At 48.7% G+C, this 15,945-nt stretch carries 12 protein-coding genes; 5 read left to right on the plus strand and 7 right to left on the minus strand.

Features of this window, described 5'->3' with window-relative positions:
* Positions 1-12 precede the first annotated feature (12 nt).
* The 4 genes from D3H65_RS04565 to D3H65_RS04575 are packed head-to-tail and all read right to left on the minus strand — an operon-like array spanning position 13 to position 3,954.
* Complete coding sequence (locus D3H65_RS04565) at positions 13-1,260, minus strand: ankyrin repeat domain-containing protein (protein WP_119049133.1); 1,248 nt, start codon at positions 1,258-1,260, stop codon at positions 13-15.
* A 29-nt stretch (positions 1,261-1,289) separates the two neighbouring features.
* The gene (locus D3H65_RS32785) at positions 1,290-1,463 is read right to left on the minus strand and encodes a hypothetical protein (RefSeq protein ID WP_162915407.1); all 174 of its coding nucleotides are present in this window, start codon (positions 1,461-1,463) and stop codon (positions 1,290-1,292) included.
* 2 nt (positions 1,464-1,465) lie between these two features.
* A complete protein-coding gene (locus tag D3H65_RS04570) occupies positions 1,466-3,103 on the minus strand; it encodes an ankyrin repeat domain-containing protein (RefSeq protein WP_119049134.1) in 1,638 nt (545 codons plus the stop codon).
* Between the two features lie 44 nt (positions 3,104-3,147).
* Positions 3,148-3,954, minus strand: a complete 807-nt coding sequence (locus D3H65_RS04575; RefSeq protein WP_119049135.1) for a GNAT family N-acetyltransferase — start codon at positions 3,952-3,954, stop codon at positions 3,148-3,150.
* Positions 3,955-4,220: 266 nt separating this feature from the next.
* Here D3H65_RS04575 and D3H65_RS04580 point away from each other — a divergent pair, with 266 nt between their 5' ends.
* From D3H65_RS04580 to D3H65_RS04600, 5 genes are all read left to right on the plus strand, one after another.
* Entirely contained in the window at positions 4,221-5,522 is a 1,302-nt protein-coding gene (locus D3H65_RS04580; RefSeq protein ID WP_119049136.1) for a GNAT family N-acetyltransferase, read from the plus strand.
* A 73-nt stretch (positions 5,523-5,595) separates the two neighbouring features.
* A complete protein-coding gene (locus D3H65_RS04585; protein WP_119049137.1) occupies positions 5,596-6,558 on the plus strand; it encodes a sensor histidine kinase in 963 nt (320 codons plus the stop codon).
* Entirely contained in the window at positions 6,555-7,268 is a 714-nt protein-coding gene (locus D3H65_RS04590; protein ID WP_119049138.1) for a LytR/AlgR family response regulator transcription factor, read from the plus strand. The genes D3H65_RS04585 and D3H65_RS04590 overlap by 4 nt, the downstream gene beginning before the upstream one ends.
* Before the next feature lie 131 nt (positions 7,269-7,399).
* Complete coding sequence (locus D3H65_RS04595; protein WP_119049139.1) at positions 7,400-8,344, plus strand: hypothetical protein; 945 nt, start codon at positions 7,400-7,402, stop codon at positions 8,342-8,344.
* Between the two features lie 229 nt (positions 8,345-8,573).
* Positions 8,574-9,725: an epoxide hydrolase family protein gene (locus D3H65_RS04600; protein ID WP_119054385.1), complete on the plus strand. Its 1,152-nt coding sequence runs from the start codon at positions 8,574-8,576 to the stop codon at positions 9,723-9,725.
* A 139-nt stretch (positions 9,726-9,864) separates the two neighbouring features.
* Here the strand turns inward: D3H65_RS04600 and D3H65_RS04605 are convergent, their stop codons facing one another.
* From D3H65_RS04605 to D3H65_RS04615, 3 genes are all read right to left on the minus strand, one after another.
* Positions 9,865-11,127 carry a DUF1501 domain-containing protein gene (locus D3H65_RS04605; protein ID WP_119049140.1) on the minus strand — a complete coding sequence of 421 codons (1,263 nt, stop codon included), beginning with the start codon at positions 11,125-11,127 and terminating at the stop codon, positions 9,865-9,867.
* Between the two features lie 72 nt (positions 11,128-11,199).
* Complete coding sequence (locus D3H65_RS04610; protein ID WP_119049141.1) at positions 11,200-13,227, minus strand: DUF1800 domain-containing protein; 2,028 nt, start codon at positions 13,225-13,227, stop codon at positions 11,200-11,202.
* 290 nt (positions 13,228-13,517) lie between these two features.
* A complete protein-coding gene (locus D3H65_RS04615) occupies positions 13,518-15,914 on the minus strand; it encodes a hypothetical protein (RefSeq protein WP_119049142.1) in 2,397 nt (798 codons plus the stop codon).
* Positions 15,915-15,945: the final 31 nt, after the last annotated feature.

Raw genomic sequence — 15,945 nt, forward strand, 5'->3', positions numbered from 1 at the left:
TATCTGATCTTTTTAAGTGCTGGCACCATACCGGCGAAACAGGCTATCCAGGCGTTCTTTAGTAAGCGGGGGGATATCGCTTTCCTGTGCCAGCCAGCCAAGCATGCCCTCTTCAATCGGAGCGTCCGCTTCGAGTAAGGTTTCCAGCATCTCCCAATAATCTACTTCGCCCTCCGGCCAGCGGTATACGCCATCGCTGTTGCACAGGGCCCATACGGCACAGCCAATAGCATTGCCGCCATAACTGTTGCGTGCTTCCAGTGACACATGGTGCGAAAGCAGTAGTTTGATGATGTTGATATGTCCACCCACCAGCGCCCAATGCAATCCATACATGCCATCAACTTCTACATTGGGATCGAGACCCTGGCTGATGAGAAAATCAACCACCGCCGTATGGCCATACTCGCAGGCCCAGACAAAACCGAGTTCCATTTGTTTTTGGGTAGCACTGGCTTTGAGAGAGCCATTTGCTTCAAAGAATTGTTTTACTACATCCAGCCTTCCCGTACCCGCCGCACCCTCCAGGTCAAGGAGCGCGCCATGACGCATCAGGAAATCCGCTGCTTCCGGGCGCCCATTGTGCAGGCAGCCATTGATGGCGTACTGTCCATTGCCAGCTGCCGATGGTTGGTCTATAACGGCGCCAGCATCCAACAATAATTGCAGCATGGTCGCCATAATACCTGCTTTGGCCGGATGTATACTTGTAGCTACCAGGCCCAGGGTAGTACTGCCGCCGCCGTACATATCAGCTTTGGCTTCCACTTCGGCACCGGCTGCCACCAAGAACTTTAATACTTCTATAGCATTGGCAGGATACTTTTGGCGGTAACCTTCCACACCATTGGTGCCGGTATAATGCAATAAGGTGGAGTGATGCGAACGCATGGAACGTGCGCTGATCAGGGAAGGGGTCTCCTGCAGCAATGTTTGCAGGGCAGGGATATCACCGGCCACAATGGCTTCCACAGCAGCTTCAAACCGTGCTGTCGGAGAACCGGGTTGTGTAACGTCAGTTACCCAGTCTGCCAGGTCGGACCAGCTGTCAAAAGCATACAGGTTAGTGATGGCCGCCATTGTATCCTCTTTTGTGATGACCCTGTTGCGGAATTCATCGTCTGTCAGTCGCCAGAAATAGTTGTTCTTTATAAACCGCAGGGCATTTTTATCCCCTGCTGTACAGGCTTCATACAGCTCATCGGCTTGTTGCTGGTATTGTTCCAGGCCAGCCTGTAATGGTAGCGGCCCAAATTTCATGATAGATATTTTTCAGGTCATGTGTATTGCTAATCGGAAGCCGATACACTCGTAAATTTTGCAATAAAGAAGTCTTTGATCTTTATTGCCTGTTTCTTTTGTTCCTCTCCAAATAAAAAGGGCCTGTCTCCCGTACCTTCTATAAAGATCATGGTAAGGTCATGAGCAGCGCTATCTATGTGAAATGTATATCTGATATCCATTGTTATGCGTGAGCGTTATATTGTTTCAGAAGTGTAACAATCTCCTGGTGTCCCCGGCGTGTGGCCCAGGCAAGGGGAGTGGCCCAGGGGGCGCCGGCCTTGTTGGGATCAGCGCCCTGCTTCAACAAGAAATCGACCATTTGCTGCTTCCCATGTTTAGCGGCATGCCCCAACGGCGTACTATAGAACTCATCATCTACTGCGTTAATATCGGCTCCGTGTTCAAGAAAAATGGTTGCATTCTCTATGTCATTCCGTTTGGCATATACGTGCAGAGGAGTAATACTCAACCAATTGCAATAGCTGGCATTCATACCCTGCTCAAACAGGAAATCGGTAAGTGCGCGTGTTTTTATAGGGTCTGCTGATCCCTGGCTTTTAACACCTACGGCAATACGCTTAGCCAGATCAGGCTGGTAGCGCAGCATCAGTCGCACAAAAGATTCATGTCCCTGTCCGGCAGCGTCTTCGAGTGCGCGTGCATCATTGGCCAATGAAGGGTTGGCATTGAAAACGGCTGCTGCTGTCTGTATATCACCGGCATAGGCCAACAGGTTAACGTTCCTGGCTGCACCGTATGAACAGAGTAGTTCTACCAGCGATTTATCGCCATTGGACATTGCCATACTGAGCGTGTCTGCGGAGCTTTCCACTTCCGTATTGGGATAAGCGCCATGTTCCAGCAATAATTTGGCAATTTCGGAATGCCCCCTGGTAACTGCCGAATACAACGTACGCCCCCGTGGAGCGATCCCTGGTTCCGGTAAGTTGGGGTCTGCGCCCCGTTCCAGCAATAGCTGCACGATCTCAATATGTCCTCCACTTGCAGCATTGGTCAATGCAGATCCTGAACCCGAATAACCGGTAACACAATCAGAAATACGGTTAGCAAGTGTAGGATCCTGGTCCAGTAACTCCCGCACCTTTTCTATATTTCCTGTAAGCGCTGCCATATAGATATCAAGCCGGGCTCCATGAGAAACCAGGTGCCTGAAAATATCACTGGGAGTAGCCACAGTGTCTTTGGGAACATCGCGCCACCCACGATAGGCATAGTCTCCATTACAAAGGTGGATGGGGTGTGCTCCATCCGTACGCTTCGAATTTATATCTGCTCCACGGGCCAGTATTTCATCAATCATATCCGGTTGCCTCGTCATGGTAGCCCAATGAATGGCCTGGTTGGCATTTTCATCACGGGCATGCACCAGTTCCGGCGATGCGTCCAGCAAAGCCTGCACTTTTTTCAGGTCCCTGTTCCGGATGGCTTCTGCTATAAGGCCGCCTCCCGGTGTGCCTTGATTTCCGGTAATGGCATTTTCCAGGAGGCGCTGTATCTCAGTATAGTTGCGTTCCCGCGCTATCTCCAATAAAGTATCTTCCGTACCTGAGCTGATAGGGCTGGCGCCCCGCTCCAGAAAATAAGCCACTACTTCCGGTTGGTTTCCCCGCACTGCAAAAGACATCGGATTGCGGTAATCGTAGGCACTGCGGACCAATGAAGGGTCTTTGTCGAGCAGGGCTTGAATGGCTGGTATATCGCCCTTCATCGCAGCGGTGAACATAGCCCATATATCTGTCCCTTTCCCGGTGGACCAGAACAATGGTTCATCTTTAGTAAGTGCTTCCGGTGGATACATGGTTATTTCAATTCGGTTGGTCGTATGATATGGTAAAATGAAAGTTAGTCAACAGGACAGATGTCGGCCAGCTTTTGCAGGTCGCGCCAGCCATAGCCGCCATGAAAATCTCCTTTCTTATCGTAGAGCCGTTCCCCGCGTAAAGCCTCATGGAAACGGTTGGATGGATTTTGAGGTATGCCAAACAATACCATCGAAGTGATGCCCATACTCAGGAAGCGGCGGGCTACATGACCCACCATCAACCGGCCAAGTCCCAGGCGCTGGTATTCCAGCAGCATGTAGAGCTGATTTAATTCACCGCCAAAATCGGGCAGGTCTGCATGACTGTATCTTGCACCTTTCGCAAAACCGATCAGCCTGCCTTCGCGGTTCTGTACTACAAAACAAAACCAGCTACCGTCTTTCACGGCAAATTGTTCACGCCACTGGTGCTCACGTATCTCATAGGTCGGCGGATTTTTGACCGTCCAGTAAGTATCTGACCAGGTTTGTACATGCAGGGCTGCCAGTGCCGGCAGGTCATTGGCCGTCGCCTCCCGGATGGTAAAAGATTCCAGTGTTTCACCCCATTCCCTTAACCTGCGCAAATTGGTCGTTTTGGAAGGCCTTTTAAGTCCCATGATGAAGCGGCCAATACTATGACTAAATTTCATAAAGAGATCGTATAACTGGTTATAAATACCTGAGCCAGCCTTTCTCCGGATGGGGCCAGCAACAAACCCGTTCTTTATAAAGTTAACCAATAGTCCGCTGAGGTGGATAAGGGGAATATGCAGAAGGTAATAAAAGAGGGGCACCCGGCCAATCCCTATACTGATAAAACCGGGAGAAGAGGGTAATGATGTCATAAAGAAAGTTGTTTTTCAGACTGGTTGAACAGTTGTCTTCATGGCTATACCTTCCCTTTTGCCATCATCCCCTTTTTTCCCGGAAGGTTAATCAAAACCGGAAGTCTGGCCCTGAATTTCAGGCAAATAACAGGACCTAAAAAACATTTTTGATATCCTGTTCAAAAAACTACGCAAGCCGGCAGTTTACCTTGAAAACCGGAAACCCAAATAACATTGTTCCTGACCGCATAGTTTTTTCTGCTAGTTTTGGTATACACGATTTTATGAGTATCACTCCTGCACACGATCAGGCTGTTCTCCGGAATGCCCGGCATACACAACTGGAACAGGCCGTTGCTGATAATCACCGGCAATTGTTTGATCTCAATGCGAAGGCACTGGGAGGAACGGTTCATTCCGCCGAAGGGCTCACTTACACGTATACCCGTTCCAATGGATCGGCAGTAACTTTTCCGTCCATGACGGAGGAGGCGGCAGGCGCAGCGCTGGATGCCATGATGGATTATTACCGCACACAACAGGCGGACAATGTAGGATACTGGTCGCTCGATCCGCCCAGCCCGGCCAATATTGGCGCCTCTTTACTGGCCCGGGGATTTCAACCAGGATGGCAGCCCTGCTGGATGGCGCTTGACCTGGGTACCATGCATACAGATTATACTGTACCGGATAATGTGCAAATACTGGCCGACAATCATACCTCCGTCAACCGGATCAAAGACCTTCCGTATGCCGGTAATGGAGGCGCGCTGTCAGATGCCCTGTTCCAGGCTTATCCCGAAAGGGTACAGCGCTTCATTGCTTTCCGCGAGGGAGCCGTCATTGGTCAATGTTGCCTGTTCTTTACTACGGGGCCTGATGGAATTGCAGGCATGTACAATGTAGGCGTTATACCTTCCGCGCAGCGACAGGGCATTGGCAAAGCCCTTGTGGTAGCAGCCTGCCGTTTTGCCGCGGAGCGCGGCTATCAGTATGTGATGTTGAATGCCAATCATATGGGCCGTCCGGTATATGAGCAGGTGGGTTTTCAATTCATTGGCTATGGTTGCACCTGGTGGTTGATAGGATGGCGCTATATAACCCACGCCGCTACACCCGATATGGTGAACCTGGCAGAAGCAGCGGGCAAAGGTGACCTTGGCATATTGGAAAGACTGGGGACAGCTTTCACCCCTGAGGAATTAGACCGACCGCTTGCCAATGGCATGACGCTGATGCAGGTGGCAGCACACCTGCATCAGCCTGCAGCTGCTGAATGGCTTATCAACCACGGCGTTGCCTGCACAGCCCTGGATGCCTGGGACCTGGGATGGAAGGACCGCGCTGCCGATATATTGGCCACCCATCCCGGGGAAGCCGATCGGCGATACTTCGATTGGAGAGGCACCCTGCTTCATATTGCAGCGCAAAGGGATGATATAGCCCTGGCGCAACTGGCCCTGGATGCCGGCACTGACCTTTCCATCCAGGACAAGGACCATGATGCCACGCCCCTGGGGTGGGCGCATTATTTCAACAGGCCGGCCATCATTGCCCTGATCAAAAAATACATGGACAACAACTAGTACCACTATAAAATCAATCGTATTGCGTTCCCTCTTTCGAAAAAGAAATTTATTTCACTGGATCTTCTGGCTCATGTACATCATATATGGGATCATGGATTCCCGTGGCTGGATCATGAAAAAAGGGTTTCTTTGGTCGCTGCAGCCTTTGCTGCTCTTTTTTGCCATGATCGCTTTATTGTTGTACGGTAATATCAGGTTCCTGATACCAGTGCTGCTGGAAAAGAAAAGGATACTATCCTATGTGACAGGACTCCTGGTGATCATTTTTCTGTACACTTATTTGCGAAGCCTCAACCAGCAATACTGGGATGCCAAGGTATGGCCTGATGAGCCTATGACCATCGGCTCTTATTTGCATTGGAATGTATTAAATGCACTGTGGTTCCTGGTCATGTCGTCCATGTTGTTCTATGCCGTCAAATGGCATGAGCAGCGTGAACAGGTGAGGAATATCCAGATCACACAGCTGGAAACGGAACTCAAATACCTGCGTGCGCAGGTCAATCCGCATTTCCTGTTCAATGGACTAAATACCATTTATGGCTCTATTGACCGGGAGAACCAGCAGGCCAGGGATATCCTGTTGCAGTTTGCCGATCTGTTGCGGTATAATTTATACGAAGCCGATGTGGATTGGGTAGAACTGGAAAAGGAGGCTACTTACCTTCAAAATTATGTAGCGTTGCAAAGGGCGCGGAGCGATAGCAACCTGAACATAGCTCTGGACATCAATATCCCGGATAAAACGGTCAGGATAGCCCCGCTTATCTTTCTTACATTTGTGGAGAACGCCTTCAAATACAGTACCCGTGATGATAACCGGATCAACCATATCACCATCAGCCTGCAACAACTGCCCGGACGTGTGGTGTTTACCTGCTCCAATGCGTATGAAGAGCAGGACCAGATGGCCGGTGGCATAGGGTTGAACAATGTAACCCGCCGGCTGGAACTATTGTACAAGGATCGTTATACCCTGGAGATCGTGAAAGAGCCACCTGTTTATACCGTTCATTTAACCCTTCTGGTATGAGGAAGCTACGTTGTATCATAGTAGATGATGAGCCCATCGCCCGCAAAATAATGCTGGAGTTTGTGGAGCAGGTGCCTTTCCTGGAACCTGCCGGTCAGTTTGAGAATGCCCTGAAAGCGGAAGCCTGGCTGCAGGGCAATAAGGCCGACATCATGTTCCTCGATATTGAAATGCCCAAACGTTCAGGGCTTGATTACCTGAAGCAGTCCGCCATTACACCACTGGTGATATTGACCACGGCTTTCCCCCAATATGCCCTCGATGGATATGAGCTGGATATTGTCGATTACCTGCTAAAGCCGGTGGCCTTCAACCGCTTTCTGAAAGCTGTGCAGAAAGCCAAAGAATTTGCAGAGCTGCGGGATGCGGCCACCCCACAAACCATCCCTTCCTGGATATTTGTGCGCAGCGAAAAGCGCATAGAGAAAATAGAACTGAAAGACATTCTTTACATAGAAAGCCTGGGCAATTACGTCAACATCTTTACCGACAACAAAAGGATCCTGGCCTACCTCACACTGAAAGGGCTGGAAAGCCAATTGCCTGCCCCGGAGTTCCTGAAGATACATCAATCCTACCTGGTCAACTGTTCACGAATTGAGGCCATTGAAGGTAATACCGTGGTGATAAAAGACAAAACGATACCAGTGAGCCGCAATTACCGGGATGCGTTGATGCAACTGGTTGAACAGCGGTTGCTGAAACGGTAAGAGAAGAATACAGAATACAGAATTTAGAATACAAAAGGCTGCCGCGTTTTTTATCAAGGATTTGATGCTGTTGGTGTAAGCGTTTTCCGGAGGATGGGGTAGTGGAGTAAGTTTGCCCTAAATCAAGGCTTATGTTATTTACAAGAACTGCCTGTACGATAATATTGCTGATTGGCTTATTGCCTGCTGCCATTGCCTGCCGGGGCCATAAGGGAGCTATGGATGAAAGTGCTGCAATGATATATGAAGGGACTTCTCCTGGCGTTACGGCAGAAAGAGTTTTCCTGAAGATCCCACTTAATGAGCGATGTGACTTTATCAGGTGGAAACTCACCCTGCTGCAGGATGCTGCCACAAAAGCGGCTACCACCTTTATCCTGCAACGGGAATATGGATTCTATGTCGATAACCGTACAGATAAGTCCATGGGGCAGGCAACAATTGAAGGAGCCTGGGAAGTAGCCAAAGTCCCCAATCTAAAAGCAGGCTCTATCGTTTACCAGCTTCATGCCAACTCGTCTTCTATTTGCTTACTACGATTGGATGACAACCTGCTTCACTTACTGAATAGTAATAAAGACCTCATGATCGGTAATGGCGGGCAGAGTTTCACCCTCAGCAGAACAACCAATATCATACCACCGATGTCGATCTATCAGTCCCTGCAGGTCAGCGCCCACTTTATCAGTGGCATACAGGATACTATGCTCACTTTTGTGGGAAGATCGCCTTGTAAAGCCATTGCCAGCGATTTGGGACTGCCTGCGGACCCTGCCTGCTTTAAGCTGAAATGGAGCCTAAAATTGTATCAGGACCCTGTTACATTCAAACCTACGAGGTACCAGTTAAGGAGAGTGGTGCAGGGGCTGGATTTAATTGAAGGTTCCTGGACAATTGTAAAAGGTACCGCGGCCGATCCCAACGCGCTGGTCTACCTGCTGGACCCCGGCAAGCCCGGGTATACGCTTTACCTGATGAAAGGCGATGACAATGTGCTTTTCTTCCTCGATAAGCAAAGAAACCTATTGGTAGGCGATAGCCTTTTTAGTTATACCCTCAACAGGCAAAAGCAGTAAGCCTGTAGCCATTATCATCTTGTTAATATTGGGGTGAGTTGCCTTTGCCGGCGGCTCACCCCAAACTTTTTTTATAACTTCCTGTTCCCTGCTGACATACTGTTGTCACAACCCGCCTGTAGCTTTATACTGAAAATAACCAACCAGTATGAACCACCTTCTTAACCTTTTAACAATCATGATCTTAACCGGGCATACAGTTGCCCAAACAAATAAAATCAACAAAACTATGAGCGCAGTACAACCTTTCCGGATTGAAATTAGACAACAAGTATTAGACGATCTTACCACCCGCTTAAAGCAAACAAGATGGGCTGACGCGCCTGACAATGCAGGGTGGAATTACGGCACCAATCCAGATTACCTTCGTGAACTGGTCAATTATTGGATCACCCAATATGATTGGCGCAAACAGGAAGCAGCCCTGAATAAGTTTCCCCAATTCAAGACAACTATTGATGGTGTAGGCATTCACTTTCTCCATATTAAAGGGAAAGGCAGGAATGCTAAACCGCTCTTACTGGTCCACGGCTGGCCCGATAGCTTCTTCCGTTTTTATAAGGTAATTCCTATGCTTACCGATCCTGCCAGCTATGGCGGCAACCCCGATGAATCGTATGATGTAATAGTGCCCTCTTTACCGGGTTTTGGTTTCTCTGGCCATGTAGCGCTGGCCGATGACAGTACGGCAAAGATCATGGACAAACTAATGACGGAGGTACTGGGTTACCAGACATTTGTGGCTGCCGGCGGCGATATGGGTACCGGTATCATCAAATCCATGGCTGTTCAATTTCCCCAGGCGGTTAAAGCCATTCACCTGACAGATGTAGGTTATCCCAATGGCACGGAAGACTGGTCAAAGATGTCACCTGCAGAACAAGAGTTTGGCCAGGTTATCCAGCGCTGGTGGTATGCAGAAGGAGCTTATAATATGATGCATTCCACCAAACCCCAAACACTGGCTTTTGGCCTGAATGATTCGCCCGTAGGCCTTGCCTCCTGGATATTGGAAAAGTTCAATACCTGGAGTGATAACAAAGGCAATATTGAAAACAGCTTTACCAAAGATGAACTGATCACCAATATCATGATCTATTGGGTTACACAAACCATCAATAGCAGCATGCGTACCTACCTGGAAAATGCAAGGGCCAGTTATGGTCCACAGGGGCCTAAAGCGCCGGTAAGGGTAGAAGTACCTACCGGAGTAGCCTCTTTCCCGGGAGAAGCTCCCTTACCAAAGGAATGGGCCGAAAGAATGGTCAATGTAAAACGATTCACCAAAATGGAGAAGGGTGGCCACTTTGCAGCCCTGGAAGAACCCAGACTATGGGTAGGAGAGCTGAATGCCTTTTTCTACGGTAATGAATCCAAATAATTATAGGAGAAAGTATAGCCATGAATAAGCGGCTGCCTGACCAGCCTGAAAACGAAAACAGGGTGGAGCTTTTGAAAGCGTCCACCCTGTTTCTTTGGTAGAGTACGGTCTATTGGCAGAATGGTTGAGTGTGATCTTGTCAGCTCATAACCCCGATCTTTTTTCCCGACCAATCGGGGAACAGGATCGTGTCATTATTGATACGCAAGTGTTTGTCGGCTACTTCACTGAATACCGAGCGGAAGTCTGTGGTAACAGCCAGGTCGCGTCCATCTTCCAGGTTCTCTTTGGCCAATGGATTGACCAGTCCATGTACCATACCTCCATTGACATCATTGCCCAGGATAAAGTTGCAGGAGCCACGTCCGTGGTCTGTTCCGCCTGTACCGTTTTGTTTTACCGTACGGCCAAATTCTGTCATCGTCATCACCGTTACATCATCCTGGTAGGCTTCCAGATCATTCCAGAACGCCGTTATGCTGGTACTCAGGTCCAGCACATTACGGGAGAAGATGCCCGTTACAGCGCCTTGGTTGAAATGCGTATCCCAACCGCCTGATTCTGCAAAAGCTACTTCCAGGCCCACATCCATTTTGATCAGCTGCGCTATCTGCTTCAGCGAATTGCCCAAGGCACTGGCAGGGTATATTACATTGTTGGCAGGCTTATAATTTTTCACATCTGCTTTCTGCAACATCTTAATGGCGTCAAAGCTTTCCTTACCCGTCTTGTTGAGCAGGGCAGAAGAGGTTTGGTCATAGAGGTCTTCAAAACTCTTGGCTGCCACATTCGTGCCGATGGGGTTGCCACGCATCTGGATGGTGAAGTCCTGCAGGTTGCTGATCGCTACCGAAGGATTGTCGCCATAGAAGGAACGTGGCATGGAAGAGGTAAGGCTCACTGCCCGGAATGGTGAAGCATCGTGACCCAGTAAGCCTACAGCACGGTTGAGCCAGCCACTGCCGGTGCCTTTATTGAAAGGTGTACCCGATTCCATATAATCCTGCGCATCAAAATGCGAGCGGGTATTGTTGGGCGAGCCGATCCCATGCACGATCGCCAGTCGCTTCTCGCGGAACAAAGGTTCGAATGCGCCCAGGGAAGGGTGGAGGCCAAAGCGCCCGTCGAGGTCGATCAACTGTCCATTGTTATCACCTTTGGCAGCTGTCATGAACAGGGTAGGGCGGGCGGCTTTCAGGTATTCATCCGTAAAGGGTGTTACCGCCATCAGGCCGTCCATAGCGCCCCGTTGAAATATGCAGATCAGTATCTTGTTCTTTTTGTAAGGACCAACGATCTTCTGGCTATTGGCGGCACGCGCAATAAAAGTAGGAACGCCGCCTACACCGATGCCAAACAAAGCCAGGCCGCCTGATTTTAAGAATCCTCTTCTTGTAGACATAAGAAAATGTTTTGAATTTTACAGCTTAATTGGAACATCTGCGGAATCCCGCTATTCAATTAATCCGTGATCCTATTTACGTTGAAATTCTGGTGAGCCAATAATGATTCCTACTACCTGCGACAACATGGTGTTATTGCCTTTGGCCATTTGCAGCGCAGCATAATTGTTCTTACCCGGATTTTTAGGGATCTTATTCAGGTTTTTTTTGCCGCCTTTCTTCTTAGGCATTAACGCTGCTGCTTCATCCATTACGTCTGTCTGTTCATTGGCCTGCATCATATTCGCTTCCTGCGGTGCAGCCGTTTTGCCGGCTGCTTCATCTACTTTTTTGCCCAGTTCAGGATCATTGAGCAAGGGTGTAAGGCGTTTAATGGATGCTTCCAGGTCACGCTCCGGCATGATCATCTTGCCATAGGTTTCCAGGGCTGCTTCCGCACTTTCCGGCTCATGGTGGTTATTCAGTGCTGCGAGGTCTACCGTTATACCCGGTATCCGGTTGGAGGCCAGCGCCAGTCCAAAGTTCATGCGGTTGAGCAGGGAACCGGTATTGATCCAGTATTTACCATTGTCCGGAAACCCCGTAGGCGCCTGGTAGTAATACATTCTTTGTCCCATTTTATTGATCCATACATACAACTGGTAAGGTTGATTGATGGTGGCATTGAGGTTGCGCACAGAACTAATGGCCAGTTCGAAGGGCGATTTGGTTTTTTCCCGCAGGGCTTCCTTGCTCCAGAACTCCGGCGATGTGACCATGGTCATCAATACTTCCCGGATATTGCCATCCTTGGCCAGGAAGGTTTTAGACATCTTATCGATCAGACTGGCCGGTGGATTGTCATTCACAAACCGCACAGCTAGTTTTTTACAAATGAACTTAGCCGTAGAAGGGTGGTGCGCCAGCAGGTGCAGCAGTTCTACACCTTCCTCATAGCCTCCATTAGCATTGAATTGTTTACCCAATACCGTTTTGGCACTTTTGTCATGGCGGTTGGCAGCAAACAGAAAATCTCCTTCCCGCACATATCCCTGCTTCTGCATCTTTTCCTCGCCCAGCTTTTCGAGGTTCTTACGGGCGGCATTGCTATAAAAGTCGTTCATGGGGTACACTGTCCAGCCCGTCAATACCTTGGCCGCCTGTGTTACATCCTGCTGTGTATAACCGCCATCCACACCCAGGGTGTGCAATTCCATCACTTCACGTGCATAGTTCTCATTCAGGCCGCGGGTCTTGCGTTGTTGCTGCTGTTTCTTCAGCGCCATGGCTGCGGCAGAAGTATCTGATTCCATTTCCTTCATGCGCTGTTCCATCAATTGCTGATTCCTGGCGGCACGCGGATTGGCAGGAGCAATGTCTTCTCCTACACTGGTAAAATTGTCCAGGTAGTACAACATGGCCGGTGACTTGGCCGTGCCTGTCAACAGCTTTTCGAAATCGTCAAATACATGCGGGCGTATGACATCACGCTCATAGGCAGGGACAAACTGGGCGCAATCATTTTTAGTAAGCGATACATTAAAATGGTTGAACCAGAAATCGGTGAGCACTTCCTGCAATTGATTTTCGCTATAAGTGGCCCTTAATATCTTTTGGTTGAACAACTGGCGGAAAAGTTCCTGTTGTTGCTTCAGTCCTTTTTCTTCCATGTAGCGTTGTAATTGCGCGCGGTACTCTTTCTGGTCGGCTTTGTTCACAGAGTCTTTGTCGATATAGCCGTCGCGGACAGCCATGCGTAACAACGCCCCTCCTTTGGGATAGATGTTGGCGATCTCTTCATTGCTTAGCTTGAGTGCATCGTAGGAGCTGAGCAATTGGTCCAGTGTATCATTGGGAAGTTTGGCATCCAGTTGCTGCAGGAACCATTTTTCCAGGCCCATGTCTGTTACTCTGTCTACATCACCGGGGCGGGCGCCGAACGTAAACCTGTTGAGCAGGTGGGCGGCGGCCTGTCTTTCGGTAAGCTTTGCTTTTTTGTAAGGGAAACTAACATGGGCTGGTGGCTCGATGTCGGTGGGGCGCAGGATGAAAGAGCATACTACAGCGCCCATCACCAATGCCATGAAACTGGTGTAAAAAATCCGGATGGAATTTTTCATATGTAGATTTATTGCAGGATGATCACTATTGCTGGCTGGCTGCTTTTGCGGGTCTGATAACCAGTGTCAAAAAAGCTGCCACAAATGGTGATAATCCCCTGGTTCACACAAGCCTGTTTGTTTTACCAGGCATAGTAAACCTGAGACCGGCATCTCTGCCCAAAGTTTAACGGGCTGTTAAAGAAAATATTGAGCACATGAAGGGCTGCGTGCTTGTGCCGGCAGGAAAGTTAAGCGGGGTGGGGAATGTTTTCCCTAAAGCAATAGTCTGCAAGTCCTGTATGTTTTGGCTACGGTTTCTTTTTCACCTCCTGGTGACGGATCGCAATATGTTGTTTTTTGGTTTCATATTCTATCCGGATCTCCCGCCGCGGGGCCAGTATTACGGCCTGGTCTATGAAGTTTAAGGCCGCTTCGGCTTTCTCTTCAATATCATACTTGTCAGGATAATATGACTGAACCCAATAAAGGTTGGCTGCCGTATCGTAATACTCTGCCAGGGGCTCCAGGAAATGTCCTTTTTGCATCATCTTACCCAGTCTTTGCTCCGCCTGTTCCAGCGCTTCAATGGCCTCTGGAATGGCTTTGGTTTCTGCCAGTAGTTTTGCCTTTTCTGTGAAGAAGTAACAAAAGTTATTGCCAAAACAATCCCTCAGCCTTGCCTGTATGTTGATGGCTATTGGGCTGTCATAATGCTTTTCAATAAACGCAGGGTAGAGGACATCGGCATTCTCCGTATGCTCAAGTATGAAATTGATCCGTTCCAGTTGTTTTTCTTTGGGCTTTCCGGTCAGGAAATGACAATACTCTGCCAGGAACAGGCCATGATAAAACCGGGGATCATCCTTGTACAACCCGATTCCCTTGGCGGCAATGGTTTTGGCGCCGTCTAAGTCTTCTACACGACGCGCTACCCAGCATTGCAGGTACAGGAATTCACGGTACAGGTATCCCATATCTTCTTCCGTTCCCTCAATTTTGTTGAGCCAGTGGTAAGCTTCTGTATCATTGGATTGCTTTTCCCGGCTGCTCATCAGAGGGCCTTGTCCCGACATTGGCAGTATCAGGTACAGCAGGGTTTTGAGGAGTTTTTCTTCCAGCGGGTATTTGCTCCTCGATTTGATCAGGAACAGGCGGTCATGCAACTGGGCCAGCAATTGCTGCAGGTCTTCGAAGCGGGCAGAGCCCGGTGTTATTTTCCTTTGTAGGATCAGCAAGGTGATCTGGAGAAAATCCTGGTGATTTGTAGTGGAGTTATTTTTCTCGAAAGCAAAAAACATGGGCAGGTGCTGATAGCTTCCCTCCACACCGTCGGCTCCCTTGGAAAAGTCCAGTTCCATATTTCCCTTGCGGAGTATTTCTATCCCGTCGACAAAGATGCGGTTGAAATTGGCCTCATGCAGAATATTGTCGAGTATCTCATCATGCGTTCTGATAATGCGCTGCAGCATTGTTTTCTCTTCTCGCTGAATGCCGTCGAGGTAATCTTTAATATCAGCAATCGTTCCATCCTTCAGGTTCTTCTTAATGCTTTTGTGGATAGAATCGAAACTCCTGCCCAGCCCCGTATTTTGCAGCGCGGTGAGGTGCCGGTCATAACTGTTAAATATTTCCACATACTCACCTTGTGAAACTTGTGGTAAGGCCGGCGTTTCCAGCCCTGCATGTACCGTTTCCCGGGCTAGCATTTCTTTGGTGCGTTTGTATTGCCTGCTGGCCTCCTTCAGGTTTCTCAGGTTGCTAAGCGTCTTCTCATGGTTGATGGTCTTGTCTTCATTCTGTACACAACATATGATATAGGCAAAATATTCCTGGGTGGTACGGTACAGGTTGATCTTGAAGCCATCGAATGTGGGATAGGGCAGTATATTGCTTTTTTTGATGAAGTCCATCACCTTCTGCGGCGTGGGGGCGTCTACCGCAAAGAGGAAAATATGCTTCCGGTCCTTATCCTTACCCCATTGCTGAATGAAATTATTGATGCCAATGGTGCGGTCAATGGCATTGACATCTGCGATCTTACTTTTTTTCATACCGGTCTTGAGAATGTCGATATGGATGGATTTAATGATCCGTTCATTTTGCTCACTGCCTTTTTCAAAGTCGCAGGCATTTTCGAGTAATTCATTATCAAGGTCCATCGATTCATAAGTGAATCGTCCGTTATCCAGCAGGTCATTGTATTTCTTAAGGCCATCGATCCGCATAAGTACGGCGGCTATGATCTGTATAAAATGCTCTTCTATCAGGTCGGTGTTTACCGGCTCGTTTTTAGTCTGTGCTTTGAGCCGGGTGAGTAGGTTGTTCAATTGGTTGGAAATAGCTGTTGATACAGGAGGCCGCGAAGCCATGATGCCTGCTTTATGGATCATGCCCCTTAGTTCGTTCACATATGCCTGCAGCAGCATTTCTTTTTCTACCTGGATGGGTAAATTAAACAGCGAGTGTAAGGTTACCTGCTCATCAAATATATATTCCGGGCTGATATGTCGTCCCTTTCTTCTCATGCTGCTTTCATCAGTAGCATCGCCAAATCCTTCGGGGAAGCAATAATTACCGATCAGATCGGCATCGATAATATAGTAGAATTTCCATCCAAGCTGGAGCAGGGTTTGATAGTGGATCAGCGAATTGAAGTTATCGTCTTCCATCTCGCTGAGTAGGGTGGTGAAAATAGTTTTGTCCATACTTTATTCCGGTCCTTTTACTGTTTAATTA

The organism is Paraflavitalea soli, from assembly GCF_003555545.1.
GTDB lineage: Bacteria > Bacteroidota > Bacteroidia > Chitinophagales > Chitinophagaceae > Paraflavitalea > Paraflavitalea soli.